Source organism: Streptomyces sp. NBC_01381, from assembly GCF_026340305.1.
GTDB lineage: Bacteria > Actinomycetota > Actinomycetes > Streptomycetales > Streptomycetaceae > Streptomyces.
Window position 1 is genome coordinate 3,551,731 of record NZ_JAPEPI010000002.1, and the last position, 14,620, is coordinate 3,566,350.

The 14,620-nt window shown below is 71.0% G+C and carries 12 protein-coding genes; 10 read left to right on the forward strand and 2 right to left on the reverse strand.

Going from position 1 to position 14,620, the window contains the following annotated elements:
* Positions 1–225: 225 nt before the first annotated feature.
* Positions 226–1,362, forward strand: a complete 1,137-nt coding sequence (locus OG453_RS37220) for a sorbosone dehydrogenase family protein (protein ID WP_266872951.1) — start codon at positions 226–228, stop codon at positions 1,360–1,362.
* A gap of 61 nt (positions 1,363–1,423) precedes the next feature.
* Here the strand turns inward: OG453_RS37220 and OG453_RS37225 are convergent, their stop codons facing one another.
* A complete protein-coding gene (locus tag OG453_RS37225; protein ID WP_266872952.1) occupies positions 1,424–2,539 on the reverse strand; it encodes an amidohydrolase family protein in 1,116 nt (371 codons plus the stop codon).
* Positions 2,540–2,626: 87 nt separating this feature from the next.
* On the opposite strand from OG453_RS37225, the gene OG453_RS37230 reads away from it, so the two are divergent.
* Entirely contained in the window at positions 2,627–3,154 is a 528-nt protein-coding gene (locus OG453_RS37230; RefSeq protein ID WP_323178708.1) for a MarR family transcriptional regulator, read from the forward strand.
* Here OG453_RS37230 and OG453_RS37235 read toward each other — a convergent pair.
* Complete coding sequence (locus tag OG453_RS37235) at positions 3,149–3,352, reverse strand: hypothetical protein (RefSeq protein WP_266872953.1); 204 nt, start codon at positions 3,350–3,352, stop codon at positions 3,149–3,151. The two genes, OG453_RS37230 and OG453_RS37235, sit on opposite strands and share 6 nt — an antisense overlap.
* 72 nt (positions 3,353–3,424) lie before the next feature.
* Here OG453_RS37235 and OG453_RS37240 point away from each other — a divergent pair, with 72 nt between their 5' ends.
* The 8 genes from OG453_RS37240 to xdhC all read left to right on the forward strand — a co-directional run bounded on the left by OG453_RS37240 (position 3,425) and on the right by xdhC (position 14,562).
* Entirely contained in the window at positions 3,425–3,616 is a 192-nt protein-coding gene (locus tag OG453_RS37240) for a hypothetical protein (protein WP_266872954.1), read from the forward strand.
* A gap of 91 nt (positions 3,617–3,707) precedes the next feature.
* A complete protein-coding gene (locus OG453_RS37245; protein WP_266872955.1) occupies positions 3,708–6,815 on the forward strand; it encodes an AfsR/SARP family transcriptional regulator in 3,108 nt (1,035 codons plus the stop codon).
* Positions 6,816–6,939: 124 nt separating this feature from the next.
* Complete coding sequence (locus tag OG453_RS37250) at positions 6,940–7,680, forward strand: CHAP domain-containing protein (RefSeq protein WP_266872956.1); 741 nt, start codon at positions 6,940–6,942, stop codon at positions 7,678–7,680.
* 154 nt (positions 7,681–7,834) lie between these two features.
* Positions 7,835–8,479 (forward strand): M15 family metallopeptidase, encoded by a 645-nt coding sequence (locus OG453_RS37255; protein ID WP_266872957.1) that lies wholly within the window; start codon positions 7,835–7,837, stop codon positions 8,477–8,479.
* Between the two features lie 22 nt (positions 8,480–8,501).
* On the forward strand, positions 8,502–9,476 hold the full coding sequence (locus OG453_RS37260) for a helix-turn-helix transcriptional regulator (RefSeq protein WP_266872958.1): 975 nt from the start codon (positions 8,502–8,504) through the stop codon (positions 9,474–9,476).
* Between the two features lie 367 nt (positions 9,477–9,843).
* Positions 9,844–11,313 (forward strand): xanthine dehydrogenase small subunit, encoded by a 1,470-nt coding sequence (locus OG453_RS37265; protein WP_266872959.1) that lies wholly within the window; start codon positions 9,844–9,846, stop codon positions 11,311–11,313.
* Positions 11,310–13,751, forward strand: a complete 2,442-nt coding sequence (gene xdhB, locus OG453_RS37270) for a xanthine dehydrogenase molybdopterin binding subunit (protein WP_266872960.1) — start codon at positions 11,310–11,312, stop codon at positions 13,749–13,751. The genes OG453_RS37265 and xdhB overlap by 4 nt, the downstream gene beginning before the upstream one ends.
* Before the next feature lies 1 nt (position 13,752).
* Entirely contained in the window at positions 13,753–14,562 is an 810-nt protein-coding gene (xdhC, locus tag OG453_RS37275; RefSeq protein ID WP_266872961.1) for a xanthine dehydrogenase accessory protein XdhC, read from the forward strand.
* Positions 14,563–14,620: the final 58 nt, after the last annotated feature.

The following is a 14,620-nucleotide window of genomic DNA, read 5'->3' on the forward strand; positions in this document are numbered from 1 at the left end:
AAGACTGACAGGAAAGTTTCCTATTCTATGCGGGGGAAGGGGGCGTTGGCTGCGCCCTGAAGGATGGGCTCTTGGTCTATACCAGCCGCGCCGGTCCCAGTATCCTCATCCGTGGCCAGTGGCACACCATCCCCCCACCCAGGTTGCGTGCCGGCACGGGCGACGTCCACCCGACTCTGCCCCGGCAGCCGGGTGCCCCCATTCGCCGCCTCCAGGAGGATCACGGTGAAAGTTCGCACCAGAAGCTCGGCGATCATCGGCACCATCTGCCTCGTCGCCTCCCTCGCCCTGACCACGGCGGCCGCCGATGAGCCCGGCGCCCCGCGGCAGGCAGCGAAGGTCGCGCTCAAGATGGTGGCCACGGCCAAGAATCCGTCCGCCGGTGCCGCCGGTCCCGGTGGCACGGTCTGGATAGCCGAACGCGCAGGCACCGTAAGGGTCTTGAACGGTCAGGGGCTCGGTGAGCCCGTCCTCGACATCTCCGGCGAGACCACCACCGACGGCGAACGCGGCCTGCTGGGCATCGCGTTCGACAAGAAGTTCGCGCACTTCTACATCTCGTACACGAACCTCGAAGGCACAAGCACCGTGGACGAGTTCGCGGTACGGCACGGCAAGATCCGGCCCGACACCCGGCGCACGGTCCTCACCCAGACGCAGCCCTACGCGAACCACAACGGCGGCGACATCAAGTTCGGCCCCGACGGCTACCTCTACATCGCGTTCGGCGACGGCGGCTCGGGCGGCGACCCGCACGGCAACGGACAGAACCTCGACACGCTGCTCGGCAAACTGCTGCGGATCGACCCGAGGGGCGCCAAGCCGTACGCGATTCCGTCCGACAACCCCTTCGTGGACGACCCGAAGGCGAAGGACGAGATCTGGGCCTACGGGCTGCGCAACCCGTGGCGGTTCTCCTTCGACGCGGGCACGGGCGACCTGCTGATCGGCGACGTCGGCCAGAGCGCCTGGGAGGAGATCGACTGGGCCCCGGCGGACAGCAAGGGCGGCGAGAACTACGGCTGGTCCCAGATGGAGGGCAACCATCCCTTCCGGGACGGCACCGAGCCCGCGAACCACGTGCCGCCGGTCCACGAGTACGACCGCACCGGCCTCGGCTGCTCGGTGACCGGCGGCTACGTCTACCGCGGCACAGCGATCCCGGACCTCAAGGGTCAGTACGTGTTCAGCGACTACTGCGACGGCACCGTCCGCTCTCTGCAGATCGAGAACGGCAAGGTGACCGGCGTACACGACCTCGGAGTCAACGGCGGCGAGGTCGTCTCGTTCGTGCAGGGCGGCAAGGGCGAGCTGTACGTGCTCGACATCGGCGGCAGCGTCTCCCGCATCGACCCGGCGTAACGGGAACCGCATGCGATCCGGCCCGGCTCCGTGAGCCGGGCCGGATCCGGCCGCCTGTCCGTCAGCGGGGTTGCCGGACGCCGCGTCGCCAGACGTCGGTGATGGCGCGGCCGGCGGTGATGTCCCGGGTCGGGTCGCCGTCGACGAGTACGAGGTCGGCGCGTAGGCCCGGGGCTATGCGGCCGCGGTCGGTCAGTCCGAAGTGCCGGGCGGTGGCGCTGGTGGCGGCCGTCAGCGCTTCCAGCGGGGAGAGTCCGGCCTGGACGAGGAGCTCCAGTTCGCGGTGCAGGCCGTCGCCGTTGCGGGGAGCGAAGGGATTGGCGTCGGTGCCGGCCAGCAGCGCCACGCCTGCCCTGCGCAGCGCGCCGGCCGCGTGTGCGGCGGCGGCGAGGCGGTTCGGGCTGTCGGCGCCGATGACCTCGAAGTAGGCGAGCGTGCTCACCACGAACACCCCCTGGGCCGCGACCCTGGAGGCAAGGGCTTCGGCGGACGGATCACCCGGTGGGGTGTCGGACCAGACGTGGGCCAGGTCGTCGACGCCCGCGTCCAGCGCGATCGCGGTCTCCCTGGCGGTGCCCGCGTGCGCGATGGCCTTCAGCCCGGCGGTGTGCGCCGCGTCGACAAGGGCGATGGCGATGTCCGGCCCCAGCGCGGGGACCGGCTTCCCGGCCGACGTGCCGTCATCGAGCACGATCTTCAGGTAGTCGCTGCCCGCGGCCGCCCGAGCCGCGACGAACGGCGCGGCCTGCGCGGGGTCGGTGATCGTCTCGAAGGGTTCGAGCGCGTCCTCGGGGTTGGGCAGCGTCTCGGCCATCGCCGCCACGACTGCCGTCGGATGGCCGCAGGGGGCGGTGGCGAGGACTCCCGCGCTGCGGAGATCGGCGACGTCGTCCCGCTCCGCGGCCAGCTTCCGCTGGCGCCGCAGGTTCGACGGCAGGCAGAACATGTCCAGTTCGGTGGTCACGCCGTAGGTCAGCGCCCGCGCGAGGCTCCCGTCGAAGGTGTGGGTGTGCGCGTCGATCAGGCCGGGGAGCAGGGTCATGCCCGCGCCGTCGACCTCGATGTCCGGTGTGGGGCCGTCCCGTTCGGCGATGCGGTCGTCGTCGATGAGGACGTCGGTGTTCGCGACGACCCGCGTGCCGTCGAAGGCGCGCACATCACGGATGAGAGTTCGCATGGTGGTCTCCTCAAGTGATTCACTCAAAGACAGTTCGCCAGGCGATAGTACGCCAGCTAACTATCGTCTGGCGAATAGACTTCCGCCATGAGCCAAGGTGAACCGAACGTGGTGGACGAAATCGTCGAGGACTGGCGGCGGGAGAGGCCGGACCTCGAGGTGTCCGCGCTGGCAACCGTCGGCCGGCTGGCGTTCGTCGCCGAGAACATCGTCGCCCCGGTCGGGGAACGGGCAGTGGCGCGGCACGGCATCGCCAAGGGCGACTTCGACGTACTAGCGACGCTGCGGCGCACCGGCGCCCCATACGCCCTGAGCCCCTCCGTGCTCTCCGCGGAGTTGATGATGTCGCGGGCGGGAATGACGAAGCGTGTGGACCGCCTGGAGGAGGCCGGGTTGGTGGAGCGCACCCTCGACGCCGACGACCGCCGCAGCTTCCGGATCACTCTCACCGCAGAGGGCCGCCGCGTCGCCGACGCCGCCCTCACCGACCTCGCGGCCGACCTCTCGGTCCTGGTCTCCGAGCTCACCGACACGGAACGCGACGGCCTCGACCGTGCACTTCAGGCCCTGTTGCGCGTCGGCAGGGACCCGTCGGGCGAGCGCGGCGCGTCATGACCGTGGCCAGCTGCCGGTGAGGCCGAGGCGGCTTGCGTGCACCGCTGTTTGGAAGCGTGAGTCGGCCTCCGACGCCGTCATCAACTCGGCGATCCGCCTGCGGTACGTCCGCAGGGGCATGCCGACGCGGCGCGCGCCCACGGCGTCGGTCACGCCGGCCGCGAGTGCACGCAGCGCGGCGAGCGATTGGGCGTCCAAGCCCTCGCGGTGATCGTGAACTCGCGGCCGCGCGCGTCACGTCGGCCGGCCAGGATCATCCCCCGGCGGTCGATGATGATCGTCTCGTGCGGCAGTGTCGCGGCACGGACGCGCGCCTGCCCGCCGGCGGCCGCGACGTCGAACATGCCGGCCATCCCCGGCACCGGCTCGCCCGCACGCCTCGCCGAGAACATCGCTGCGGCCGGGCCGCGCCTGGACGCCGCCGAGCTCGCGGAGCTGATGGCCCAAAACCGGACGCCATGACGTGCCGCGCCCCTCAACTCTTCGCCCTGTCAGGGAAGTTAGGGGACCATGAGGCGTGAGTCAGTGTCGGTGACGCCTCGGGGGACAGAACATGGCATTGGAATTCCGCCTGCTCGGGCCGGTCGAAGCGCTGTGGGACGGCCGATCCCTGCGGGTGGGCGGGCCCAAGCCCCGTGCCCTGCTGGCCGCGCTGCTGCTGCGTGCAGGGCATGTCGTGCCTGCCGATGCGTTGGTGGACGTCGTATGGGGCGAGGAGCCGCCGGAGACGGCGAGGGCGCTGATCCAGACGTATGTCTCGGCGCTGCGGCGGGCCCTGCCGGAGGCGCGGCGTGGGGCGATCGAGACGCGGGCGCCGGGGTATGTGATCCGGCCCGATGCCGGTGCCGTGGACCTCGGGAGGTTCGAGGAGCTGGCCGTCGCCGGTCGGCGGGCCGCCGCGCAGGGGGACCACTCCGCCGCCGCCCGGCTGTTGCGTGACGCCCTCACTCTGTGGCGCGGTTCCGCGCTCGGCGGGGTCGGCGAGGTGCTGCGGAGCGAGGCGGTACGGCTCGACGAGGCCCGGCGGGCCGTGCTCGAAGAGCGCATCGCCGCCGAACTCGAATGCGGGGGGCGGGAGAGCGAGCTGATCACCGAGCTCAAGGGACTCGTCGGCGCCCACCCCACCAACGAGCGGCTGCGCGGGCAGCTCATGCTCGCCCTCTACCGGGTCGGGCGGCAGGCAGACGCCCTCGCGGTGTACGAGGACGGACGCGCCGTACTCGCCGAGGAACTCGGCATCGATCCCGGTCCCGAGCTCAGCCGGCGGCATGGATCGATCCTGCGGGCCGACCCTGTGCTGCTGCCCGCCGAGGACGGCGGTGCGGAGACCGGCGACGTCTCGGCGCCGAAGGTGCCCGCCACGCCCCGGTCCGTGTGCCTGCTGCCTCCCGCCATCAGGGACTTCACCGGGCGGAAGGCGGAAATCGCCGAGGTCGTCGACGGGCTCACCGCACCCCGGGACGCGACCTCCGTCGTGGTGGTGTCCGGGCCGGCCGGCGTCGGCAAGTCCGCCCTCGCGGTGAAGGCCGCCCACCTGGCCATGGAGGCCTTCCCCGACGGCCAGTTGTACGCCGAACTGCAGGGCACCGGCGGCCCCTTGCCGCCCGGCGACGTCCTCGGGCGGCTGCTGCGCGCGCTGGGCGCGGCGCCGCCCGAGCATGCCGATGAGCGCGCCGACCTCTTCCGCAGCCTCGTCGCGGGGCGCCGCCTCCTGCTGGTCCTCGACGACGCGGGCAGGGAGGCTCAGGTGCGGCCCCTGCTGCCGGGCAGCGCGGGCTGCGGCGTGCTCGTCACCTCGCGGGCCCGGCTCGGCGGCCTCGACGGGGCCCGGCGTACCGATCTCGCCGTCCTGGACGAGGTACGCAGCCTTGAGCTGCTGGCCCGGGTCACCGGCCCGCAGGGCGCGACAGACGATCCCGCGGAGGACGCCGCGGCCCGCCGCATCGTCACCCTGTGCGGCGGCCTGCCGTTGGCCCTGCGGATCGCCGGGGCCCGGCTGACCACCCGCAGGCACTGGACTCCCCGCGTCCTCGCCGACCGCCTGGAGGACGAGCGGCGGCGCCTCGACGAGCTGGCCGTCGGCGATCTGGAGGTGCGGGCCAGCCTGGGTCTCAGCTACGAGTCGCTCGATCACGACGCCCGCACGGCGCTGCGCCGCCTGGCCGTCCTCGGCCCCTGCGACACGGCCCCCTGGATGGTGGCGCTGCTCGTCGACGGGGCCGAGGACGAAGTGGAGGAGGTCCTTGAGCGGCTCGTCGACGCGCAGTTGCTGGACTGGACGGGGACCGACTCCGCGGGGCAGTCGCGCTATCGGGCCCACGATCTGGTGCGGGTGTACGCCGCGGAGCGCGCCGAGGCCGAGGATTCCGTCGAGGTGCGCACGGTGGCGGTGGGGCGTGCGCTGGCCGCCGGGCTGCGCCTGGTGGAGCGGGTCGCGGAGGAGGCGCCTTCGGGGGTGGTCGTACTGCGGCCCTATCTCGGAGGCTCGGCGAGCGTCAACCGGTCCGCCGGCGGGGCCAAGGCGGAGTGGGACGGCACCGGCACGCAAGGCAGCGGACCGGCGGCCGAGGTCGGGGCGGCGACCACGCGGCGGGCGCTCGCCGATCCGTTCGCCTGGTTCGAGGCCGAGGCCGACGCGCTCGCCACGGCCGTCGAGCGCGCGGCGGCTTTCGGCCTGCACACCCTCGCCTGTGCCGCCGCGACGGTGCTGTGCTCGTCGTCGTTCGCCGTCGGCAACCGCTTCGATGCCTGGTGGCGCAGCCATGACGCCGCTCTCGCCGCCGCCCGGCGCGCCGAGGACCGGGCCGGCGAGGCGCTGCTGCTCATCGGGCTGGGGCAACTGCGCTTCGAACAGGACCGGTACGCCGAGGCTCAGGACTACTTCCGGCAGGCCGAGCCCCTGTGCGCCGCCATAGGAGATCTGCACGGCCAGGCCGCCGCCCTCGCGGGTCTCGGCGGCAACTTGCGGGAACTGGGCCAACTGGCCGCCGCCGACGACGCGTTGGGCCGCGCCGTCGACGTCTTCCAGCGTCTGGGCGATGACGCGGGCATCGGTCTCTCCTGCCGGCTGCGTGGCTCCGTACGCATGGAACTCGGCGACCAAGGCGAGGCGTCGGCGCTCCTGGACGTATCACTGAGTGCCTACCGGAGCCTGGGCAGCCGGCGGGGCGAGGCACTGACGCTGCGCACGCTGAGCCTTGTGCACCGGTCGCTCGGGGCGTACGAGGAGGCTGAGGAGTACGCCGGGAGAGCCCTTGAGATCCTCGCGGGTCTCGGTGATCCGCTGATGGCGGCGTACGCCGAACGGGCCCGCGCCAAGGCCCGGTTGAGGCTGGGACGTACGCGCGAGGCGGAGGCGGAGTTGCTCGGTGCGCTCGACGTCTGCCGTGCGTACCGGGACCGTTTCGGCGAGGCGCTGACCCTGCGCACGCTCGGCGAGTGCGCCTTGGCCGACGGGCGGCACCACGAGGCGGAGAAGCGGCTCGCCGCCGCCGTGCGCCTGTGGGACGCATTGGAGTTGCGGCTGCCGCGGGCCCGCACGCTGCGCGATCTCGCCGCGGCCCGCGAGGCGTTGGGCGACGGGCGGGGTGCGGCGGCACTGCGTACGGAGGCGAAGTCCGTGTTCACGGAGTACGGCACGCGGGAGCGCGACGAACTGTAAGCCGCTGTGAGTCGTGTTGCCGAGGGCTTACAGGCAAGCTGCAGAAGCCCCGGCGAACCTTGGTGATGTCGGAGGGAAACAACAGCCGCCGGCACAACGGGGAATCAACGGGGAAGGACCACTGATGTCCAGCTCGACGAACAGGACCACGGACAGCTCCACGGACGGCGTCATGGCCGGCTCGGCACTCGACTCGACCTTCCGGTCCAGGAAGGCGCCTGCTTATCGCCGCCCGGCGGTCGTGCTTCTGGCCACCGCGGTCGCCGGCGTCGTCGCCGCGGGGTCGCTGACCGCGACCGCGTCGGCCGCACCGAGCCCTCTGCGCATGAACATCGTCAAGACGGCCACCATCGAGAAGGACAACCCGAAGCACAACCGCGAGAAGGGGAACAACTGCAACTTCTACAGCGGGTACTGGAAGCCCAGCGGCGACAACATCTGCAGCACGTCGACCGGCGGCGTGAAGTGGCGCTCCAACAACTGGTGCGCCGACTTCGTCCGCTACGTCTGGAAGAACTCCGGCGCCAAGACCAAGCACACCGACCCGTGGGCGGGCTCCTTCTACCGGGCCGCCAAGGCCGGCACCGGCAAGTGGCACAAGCGCGGCTCCTACGTCCCCAAGGCCGGTGACGCGGTGCTCTACGACTGGGACGGCGGCACGCCGAGCCTCGGCACCAACGGCTGGGACGTCGACCACGTCGGTGTCGTCATCCAGTACCGCAAGAGCGGGAAGAAGCTGACGACCATCGAGGGCAACACCACGAAGACGTCGAGCGGCAGCGGCAAGGAAGGCGTCTTCAAGCGCACCCGGTACAACACCGAGCGCGGCGACGTCGTCGGCTACGTCTCGCCCGAAAGGCGATAACGCCCACCACCTGCCGACCAGGACCACCGCCCGACGGGGGCGCCCCGGAGAGAGTGCCGCACCAGCCTCTCTCCGGGGCCGGGCGCGTGTGCCGCCACCGGCACTTCCCGCACGCAGGACGACGTATGACAACGCATGACGACGAAGGAATGCCATGGCCCCGATCATCCTCATGAACGCACCCGAAGTGGCCCACATCTCCGTCGTCGAGTGTGGTGAACTCCTCGTCGACCTGCGGGAGTTGTCCCTCCTCGAAGTGGACCCACGACAGGCGGATCCGGACGGTGCGTATGCCATGGTCCGCGAGGGGGTCGCCCTGCGCCTCGAAAGGGCGGCACGCCTGCTGCCCGACGGGCTGCGGCTGCTGGTCACCGAGGGGTACCGGCCCCTCGCCCTGCAGACCCGCTACTTCTACGAGTGCGCGGCCGAGTTGCGCCGCGCCAACCCGGACTGGCCGGACGACCACCTGCGCACCCAGACCAGCCGTTCGCTGGCGCCGCCCGAGATAGGGCCGCACGTCGCCGGTGCCGCCGTCGACCTCACCCTGTGCACCACGGACGGCGAAGAACTCGACCTCGGCACACCGGTCGACGCCAGCCCGGAGGCGAGTGACGGAGCCTGCTACACCGACGCCCCGAACATCTCCGGCCAAGTACGCCGCAACCGGCTCGCCCTGTGCGCGGCGCTCACCACCGCGGGACTGATCAACTACCCGACGGAATGGTGGCATTGGTCCTACGGCGACCGCTACTGGGCGCTACTGACGGGAGCCCCTGCCGCACGGTACGGGCCCATGTGACACAGCTGTGATCGGGGGACACATGCTGCGCATTCATTTCACCGGCCCGGACCTCGCCAGGACACGGGTGGCGAGCGGGCCGGCTCTGATGTGGGAAACCGTACTGAGCACTCACTGGCTCCGGGACGGCTGCGCCGGACTCCTCGGCATGTGGTGGCGAGGGCGGGTGCGGCCCGACCTGACGCCGCGTGCCCGGGCGCTGGCCGAACTGATCCCGAAGCAGGGCTACTTCCCGGATTTCCTGACACCGCACACCGTCACCCTGTGCCTCGCCGAGGCGGTGGAGCCCGTCCTGCTCACCCCCAGGAACGAGGTGCGCGACGACCTCGAACTCCTCGCCACCGGACGGCCGTTGTCGCCGTGGGCGCGCGACCTGCATCGAGGCCTCGCCCCGGCGCTCGACCGCCTCGGCCTGTCCTTCCAGGACTACCAGCGGATCGCGATCACACCGTTCCTCAGCAGCATCCTGACGCACACCGCACGGGAGCGAGCGCGGGCCGGCCAGCTCCTCGCCACCGGCGGGGTGGAGGCGCTGCTCCGCGGCCTGTCCCCGTCCGCACGGTGGTGCGCGCCTGCCCTCGACATCGACTATCCGGTGGACCGCGACCTGCACCTGGACGGACGCGGCCTGCTCCTCGTGCCCTCCTACTTCTGCCGTTGCCACCCGGTGACCCTGGTGCGACAGGGGGAGGGGGTCCCGGTCCTGCTGTACCCCCTCGGCCATGAACCGTGGGACTCCCGGGCGGCGGACGACGGGAGCGACACCCTCGCCGACCTGGTGGGGTGCAGCCGTGCCGCGGTCCTTGAGGCGGCCGACGCCTGCCGGCAGAGCAACACGAGCCAGCTCGCCCGCCGCGCGGGCCTGCGCCTTTCATCGGCCAGCGAGCACCTCACCGTGCTGCGTCGCGCCGGGCTGATCGTCAGCTCCCGCGACGGCAACAGCGTGCTCCACGAGGTCACCCCGCTCGGTGCCAGCCTGCTCCACCGGCATGTGTGACGACACGGGGGGCCTCTTGACCCCTGGGGGCCCAGCCATTAGGTTGCGGTGGCCATCGACCTGAACTGCCGAAAGGGGGCGACCAGCGGATGAACACCAGCTCTGATCTCGGTCGCCTCGCCCAGTGCACGGTCTGGGTTCCGGGCCGGATCGCGCACGGCTGCTGAATACGCCGTTCTGATGTGCCCGTCCGCGGCGCATTCCGGGTTTCCCGTCACCACTTCTCGGCACGCATCTGTTGTGTGCCGTTCTGCGCCCGCTTCTCGCGCGTGGCGCCTCAGAACGCAGAAATCTGAACACAGAAAGCTGCCTGAAAATTGGCGAACATGATGAATCGACCGATCGCGCACCGAATCGAAGGCCCGTCATGGTAGCGGCGCGTATCACCGTCAATGGGACAGAAGCCCCGATTTCACCGGTCGCGCCCCACACCACGGCGCTGGATTTTCTGCGCGAGCGTGGGCTCACCGGCACCAAGGAAGGCTGCGCCGAGGGTGAATGCGGCGCCTGCTCGATCCTGGTGGCCCGTCCCGGCGTGAACAAGCCCACCGACTGGGTGGCGGTCAACGCCTGCCTGGTCCCGGCCGCGGCCCTCGACGGCCAGGAGATCATCACCTCCGAAGGCCTCGCCACCGCCGGCGAACCCGGCGCACCGCCCGCACTGCACCCCGTGCAGGAGGAGATGGCGGCCCGCGGCGGTTCCCAATGCGGCTACTGCACACCGGGGTTCATCTGCAGCATGGCCGCCGAGTACTACCGCCCCGACCGCTGCGCGCACGCGGACCCGGCCGGCGGCACCGACGTCGACGCCGAGCACGGTCCCAACGGCTTCGATCTGCACGCGCTGAGCGGAAACCTGTGCCGCTGCACCGGCTATCGCCCGATTCGCGATGCCGCTTTCGCCGTCGGTACGCCCACCGACGAGGACCAGTTGGCCCGGCGTCGCGAGCAGTCACCGCCCGCACCGGTCGCCACCGAATACACCCAGGACGACAGGGCGTTCCTGCGGCCGGGCACCCTGGCCGAAGTGCTGCGGCTGCTGCGCGAGAGGCCCGACGCGGTGGTGGTCGCCGGCTCCACCGACTGGGGCGTGGAGGTCAACATCCGCTCCCGCCGGGCGGATTGCGTGGTCGCCGTCGACCGGCTGCCCGAACTGCGGGAGCTGCGCGTCGAATCCGGCCACATCGAGATCGGGGCGGCGCAGACGCTCACCGAGATCGAACGCCGACTCGACGGCCGGGTCCCCCTGTTGGCGGAGCTGTTCCCGCAGTTCGCATCCCGGCTCATCCGCAACAGCGCGACCCTCGGCGGGAACCTGGGTACCGGCTCCCCGATCGGCGACAGCCCGCCGGTGCTGCTCGCGCTGGATGCGTCGGTGGTGCTCGCCGACGCCGACGGTGAACGCGAGGTCCCGCTGTCCGACTACTTCACCGGCTACCGGCAGAGCGTGCGCCGTCCCGGCGAGCTGATCCGCGCGGTGCGCGTCCCGCTGCCGCTGTCGCCGGTCGTGGCCTTCCACAAGATCGCCAAGCGGCGCTTCGACGACATCTCCAGCGTGGCGGTCGCTTTCGCGCTCGACATCGAGGACGGGATCGTACGCAAGGCACGCATCGGCCTCGGCGGTGTGGCCGCCACCCCGATCCGCGCCCGTGCCGTCGAGGCGGCCCTGGAGGGCGAGCCGTGGGCGGCGGAGACGGTCGAGGCCGCGGCCCAGGTGCTGCGGTCCCAGGGCACGCCCATGGACGATCACCGCGCAAGCGCCGCCTACCGCTCCGCGATGCTCGGCCAGAGCCTGCTGAAGCTGTACGCACAGAACACCGAGGGTGTGTCGTCATGAGCCATCTGTCCGAGCGCCCCGAAAAGCCTGTCGTCGGCGTCTCCATGCCGCACGAGAGTGCGGCCCAGCACGTGACCGGCACCGCGCTCTACACCGACGACCTGGTCCATCGCACCAAGGACGTGCTGCACGCCCATCCGGTGCAGGCCATGAAGGCCCACGGCAGGATCACCGCGCTGCGCACCGAGCCCGCGCTCGCCGTGCCCGGCGTGGTCCGCGTGCTGACCGTCGCCGACGTGCCCGGCGTCAACGACGCCGGAATGAAGCACGACGAACCGCTCTTCCCCGACGAAGTCATGTTCTACGGCCACGCGGTCGCCTGGGTGCTCGCCGAGACCCTGGAGGCGGCCCGGCTCGGTGCGGCGGCCGTCGAGGTGGAACTCGACGAACAGCCGTCCCTGATCACGCTGCTGGACGCGATCGCCGCCGACAGTTTTCACGGCGCGCGGCCCGTGATGCTGACCGGCGACGTCGAGGCCGGCTTCGCCGACTCCGCGCACGTGTTCACCGGCGAGTTCCAGTTCTCCGACCAGGAGCACTTCTACCTCGAGACGCACGCGGCGCTCGCCCTGGTCGACGAGTCCGAGCAGGTGTTCGTCCAGAGCAGCACCCAGCACCCTTCCGAGACCCAGGAGATCGTCGCGCACGTCCTTGGTCTGCACAGTCACGAGGTGACCGTGCAGTGTCTGCGGATGGGCGGCGGCTTCGGCGGCAAGGAGATGCAGCCGCACGGGTTCGCGGCCATCGCCGCGCTCGGCGCCAAGCTGACCGGCCGCCCGGTCCGGCTGCGGCTCAACCGGACGCAGGACCTGACCATGTCCGGCAAGCGGCACGGGTTCAACGCCACGTGGAAGATCGGCTTCGACGCCGAAGGACGCATCCAGGCCCTGGACGCCACCCTGACCGCGGACGGCGGCTGGAGCCTGGACCTCTCCGAGCCGGTGGTGGCCCGTGCGCTCTGCCACATCGACAACACGTACTGGATCCCCAACGCACGCATCGCCGGTCGCATCGCCAAGACCAACAAGGCCTCCAACACCGCATTCCGCGGCTTCGGCGGGCCGCAGGGCATGCTGGTGATCGAGGACATCATGGGCCGGTGCGCGCCGCTGCTCGGCCTGGACCCGATGGAGCTGCGGGAGCGCAACTTCTACCGGCAAGGCCAGTCGACGCCGTACGGACAGCAGGTCACTCAGCCCGAACGCATCTCGGCCGTCTGGCAGCAGGTCAAGGACAGCGGCGGCATCGCCGACCGCAGGCGCGAGATCGCCGCCTTCAACGCCGTGCACCCCAACACCAAGCGGGCACTGGCGATCACCGGCGTGAAGTTCGGCATCTCGTTCAACCTCACCGCCTTCAACCAGGGCGGCGCGCTGGTCCTGATCTACAAGGACGGCTCGGTCCTGATCAACCACGGCGGCACCGAGATGGGCCAGGGCCTGCACACCAAGATGCTGCAGGTGGCCGCGACCACGCTGGGCATCCCGCTGCGCAAGGTGCGGCTTGCCCCGACGCGCACCGACAAGGTCCCCAACACCTCTGCCACCGCGGCGAGTTCCGGTACGGATCTCAACGGCGCGGCGGTCAAGAACGCCTGCGAGCAGTTGCGCGAGCGGCTGCTGCAGGTGGCCGCCACCCAGCTGGGATCGAGCGCCTCGGATGTGCGCATCGTCGAGGGCGTCGCGCGCACCATCGGCAGCGACAAGGAGCTGGCCTGGGACGACCTGGTGCGCACCGCGTACTTCCAGCGGGTGCAGCTGTCGGCGGCGGGCTTCTACCGGACCGAGGGCCTGCACTGGGACGCGAAGACGTTCCAGGGGGCGCCGTTCAAGTACTTCGCCATCGGCGCCGCCGCGGCCGAGGTGGAGGTGGACGGCTTCACCGGTGCGTACCGCATCCGACGGGTGGACATCGTGCACGACGTCGGCGACAGCCTGTCCCCGATGATCGACATCGGTCAGGTCGAGGGCGGTTTCGTGCAGGGCGCGGGCTGGCTCACCCTTGAGGACATGCGCTGGGACGCCACGGACGGGCCCAACCGCGGCCGCCTGCTGACCCAGGCCGCGAGCACCTACAAGCTGCCGAGCTTCTCGGAGATGCCCGAGGAGTTCAACGTCACGCTCATGGAGAACGCCACCGAAGAGGGCGCCGTATACGGGTCCAAGGCGGTCGGCGAGCCTCCGCTGATGCTGGCCTTCTGCGTACGAGAGGCCCTGCGGCAGGCCGCCGCCGCGTTCGGACCGAGCGGGGTCGGCGTCGAGCTGGCCTCGCCCGCGACGCCGGAGGCGGTGTACTGGGCGATCCAGGGAGCCCGCCAGGGCGATGCCTACCGCAACGGCCACGCCGACAACGGACTTGCCGCCAACGGATTCGCCGCCAACGGGTTTGGCGCCAACGGCAAGAACCGCACCGCAGCCACAACGCTGAGCGGTGCCTGACATGGCGTGGGTCGCCGCGGTCGCACGGTTGCGGGCACGCCGGCAGTCCGGCGTCCTGGTGACCGTCGCGACCGTGCGCGGCCACGCCCCGCGCGACGCCGGAGCGAAACTCGTCGTGGGGGAGAGCGAGACATGGGGCTCGATCGGCGGCGGCAATGTCGAGGCCGTCGCGATCGACCGGGCCCGGGAGATGATCGCCGCCTCCAAGCCGGAGCCGGAGCTGATCGACTTCGCCCTGAACGACAAGGTGACCAACCAGCATGGCGTGCAGTGCTGCGGCGGCACGGTCACGGTGCTGCTCGAACCCCTCGCCGTGGTACGGGCGGTGGCGATCTTCGGCGTCGGACACGTCGGGCTTGAGCTGGCGCGCATCCTGGCGCGTCAGGACCTCGACCTCCATCTGATCGACTCCCGCGCCGACATCCTCACCGAGGGGCGGCTCGCCGTGCTGGCAGACGCGGTGGGTCAAGTGCACGTACATCACACGCCGTTGCTGCCCGAGGAGGTGCTGGAGGAGCTGCCGCGCGGCACCCACGTCCTGATCATGACCCATGATCACGCCGAGGACGCCGCGCTGTGCGACGCCGCCCTGCGCACGACCCATCTCGGCTCCATCGGGCTGATCGGCTCGGCGGCCAAGTGGGTGCGGTTCCGCAAACGCCTTGCCACCGAGGGCGGTCACGACGAGACCACCATCGACCGGATCAAGACCCCGATCGGCCTCGCGGACATCACCGGCAAGGAACCCGCGACGATCGCCGTGAGCGTTGCCGCTGATCTGCTGCGCACCTTCGAGATGGAGGGGAACTGACGCTCGCACCGGATGCGTGGATCGCGGTCAGCGGAGTCTCAACGTCCCTAGCCACATG

Bases quoted from the DNA above. Each gene is read 5' to 3' on its own strand.
- xdhB (WP_266872960.1), top strand. From the start codon at position 11,310: ATGAGCCATCTGTCCGAGCGCCCCGAAAAGCCTGTCGTCGGCGTCTCC.
- OG453_RS37245 (WP_266872955.1), top strand. From the start codon at position 3,708: ATGGCATTGGAATTCCGCCTGCTCGGGCCGGTCGAAGCGCTGTGGGAC.
- OG453_RS37225 (WP_266872952.1), bottom strand. From the start codon at position 2,539: ATGCGAACTCTCATCCGTGATGTGCGCGCCTTCGACGGCACGCGGGTC.
- xdhC (WP_266872961.1), top strand. From the start codon at position 13,753: ATGGCGTGGGTCGCCGCGGTCGCACGGTTGCGGGCACGCCGGCAGTCC.
- OG453_RS37255 (WP_266872957.1), top strand. From the start codon at position 7,835: ATGGCCCCGATCATCCTCATGAACGCACCCGAAGTGGCCCACATCTCC.
- OG453_RS37260 (WP_266872958.1), top strand. From the start codon at position 8,502: ATGCTGCGCATTCATTTCACCGGCCCGGACCTCGCCAGGACACGGGTG.
- OG453_RS37240 (WP_266872954.1), top strand. From the start codon at position 3,425: ATGATGATCGTCTCGTGCGGCAGTGTCGCGGCACGGACGCGCGCCTGC.
- OG453_RS37265 (WP_266872959.1), top strand. From the start codon at position 9,844: ATGGTAGCGGCGCGTATCACCGTCAATGGGACAGAAGCCCCGATTTCA.
- OG453_RS37230 (WP_323178708.1), top strand. From the start codon at position 2,627: ATGAGCCAAGGTGAACCGAACGTGGTGGACGAAATCGTCGAGGACTGG.
- OG453_RS37250 (WP_266872956.1), top strand. From the start codon at position 6,940: ATGTCCAGCTCGACGAACAGGACCACGGACAGCTCCACGGACGGCGTC.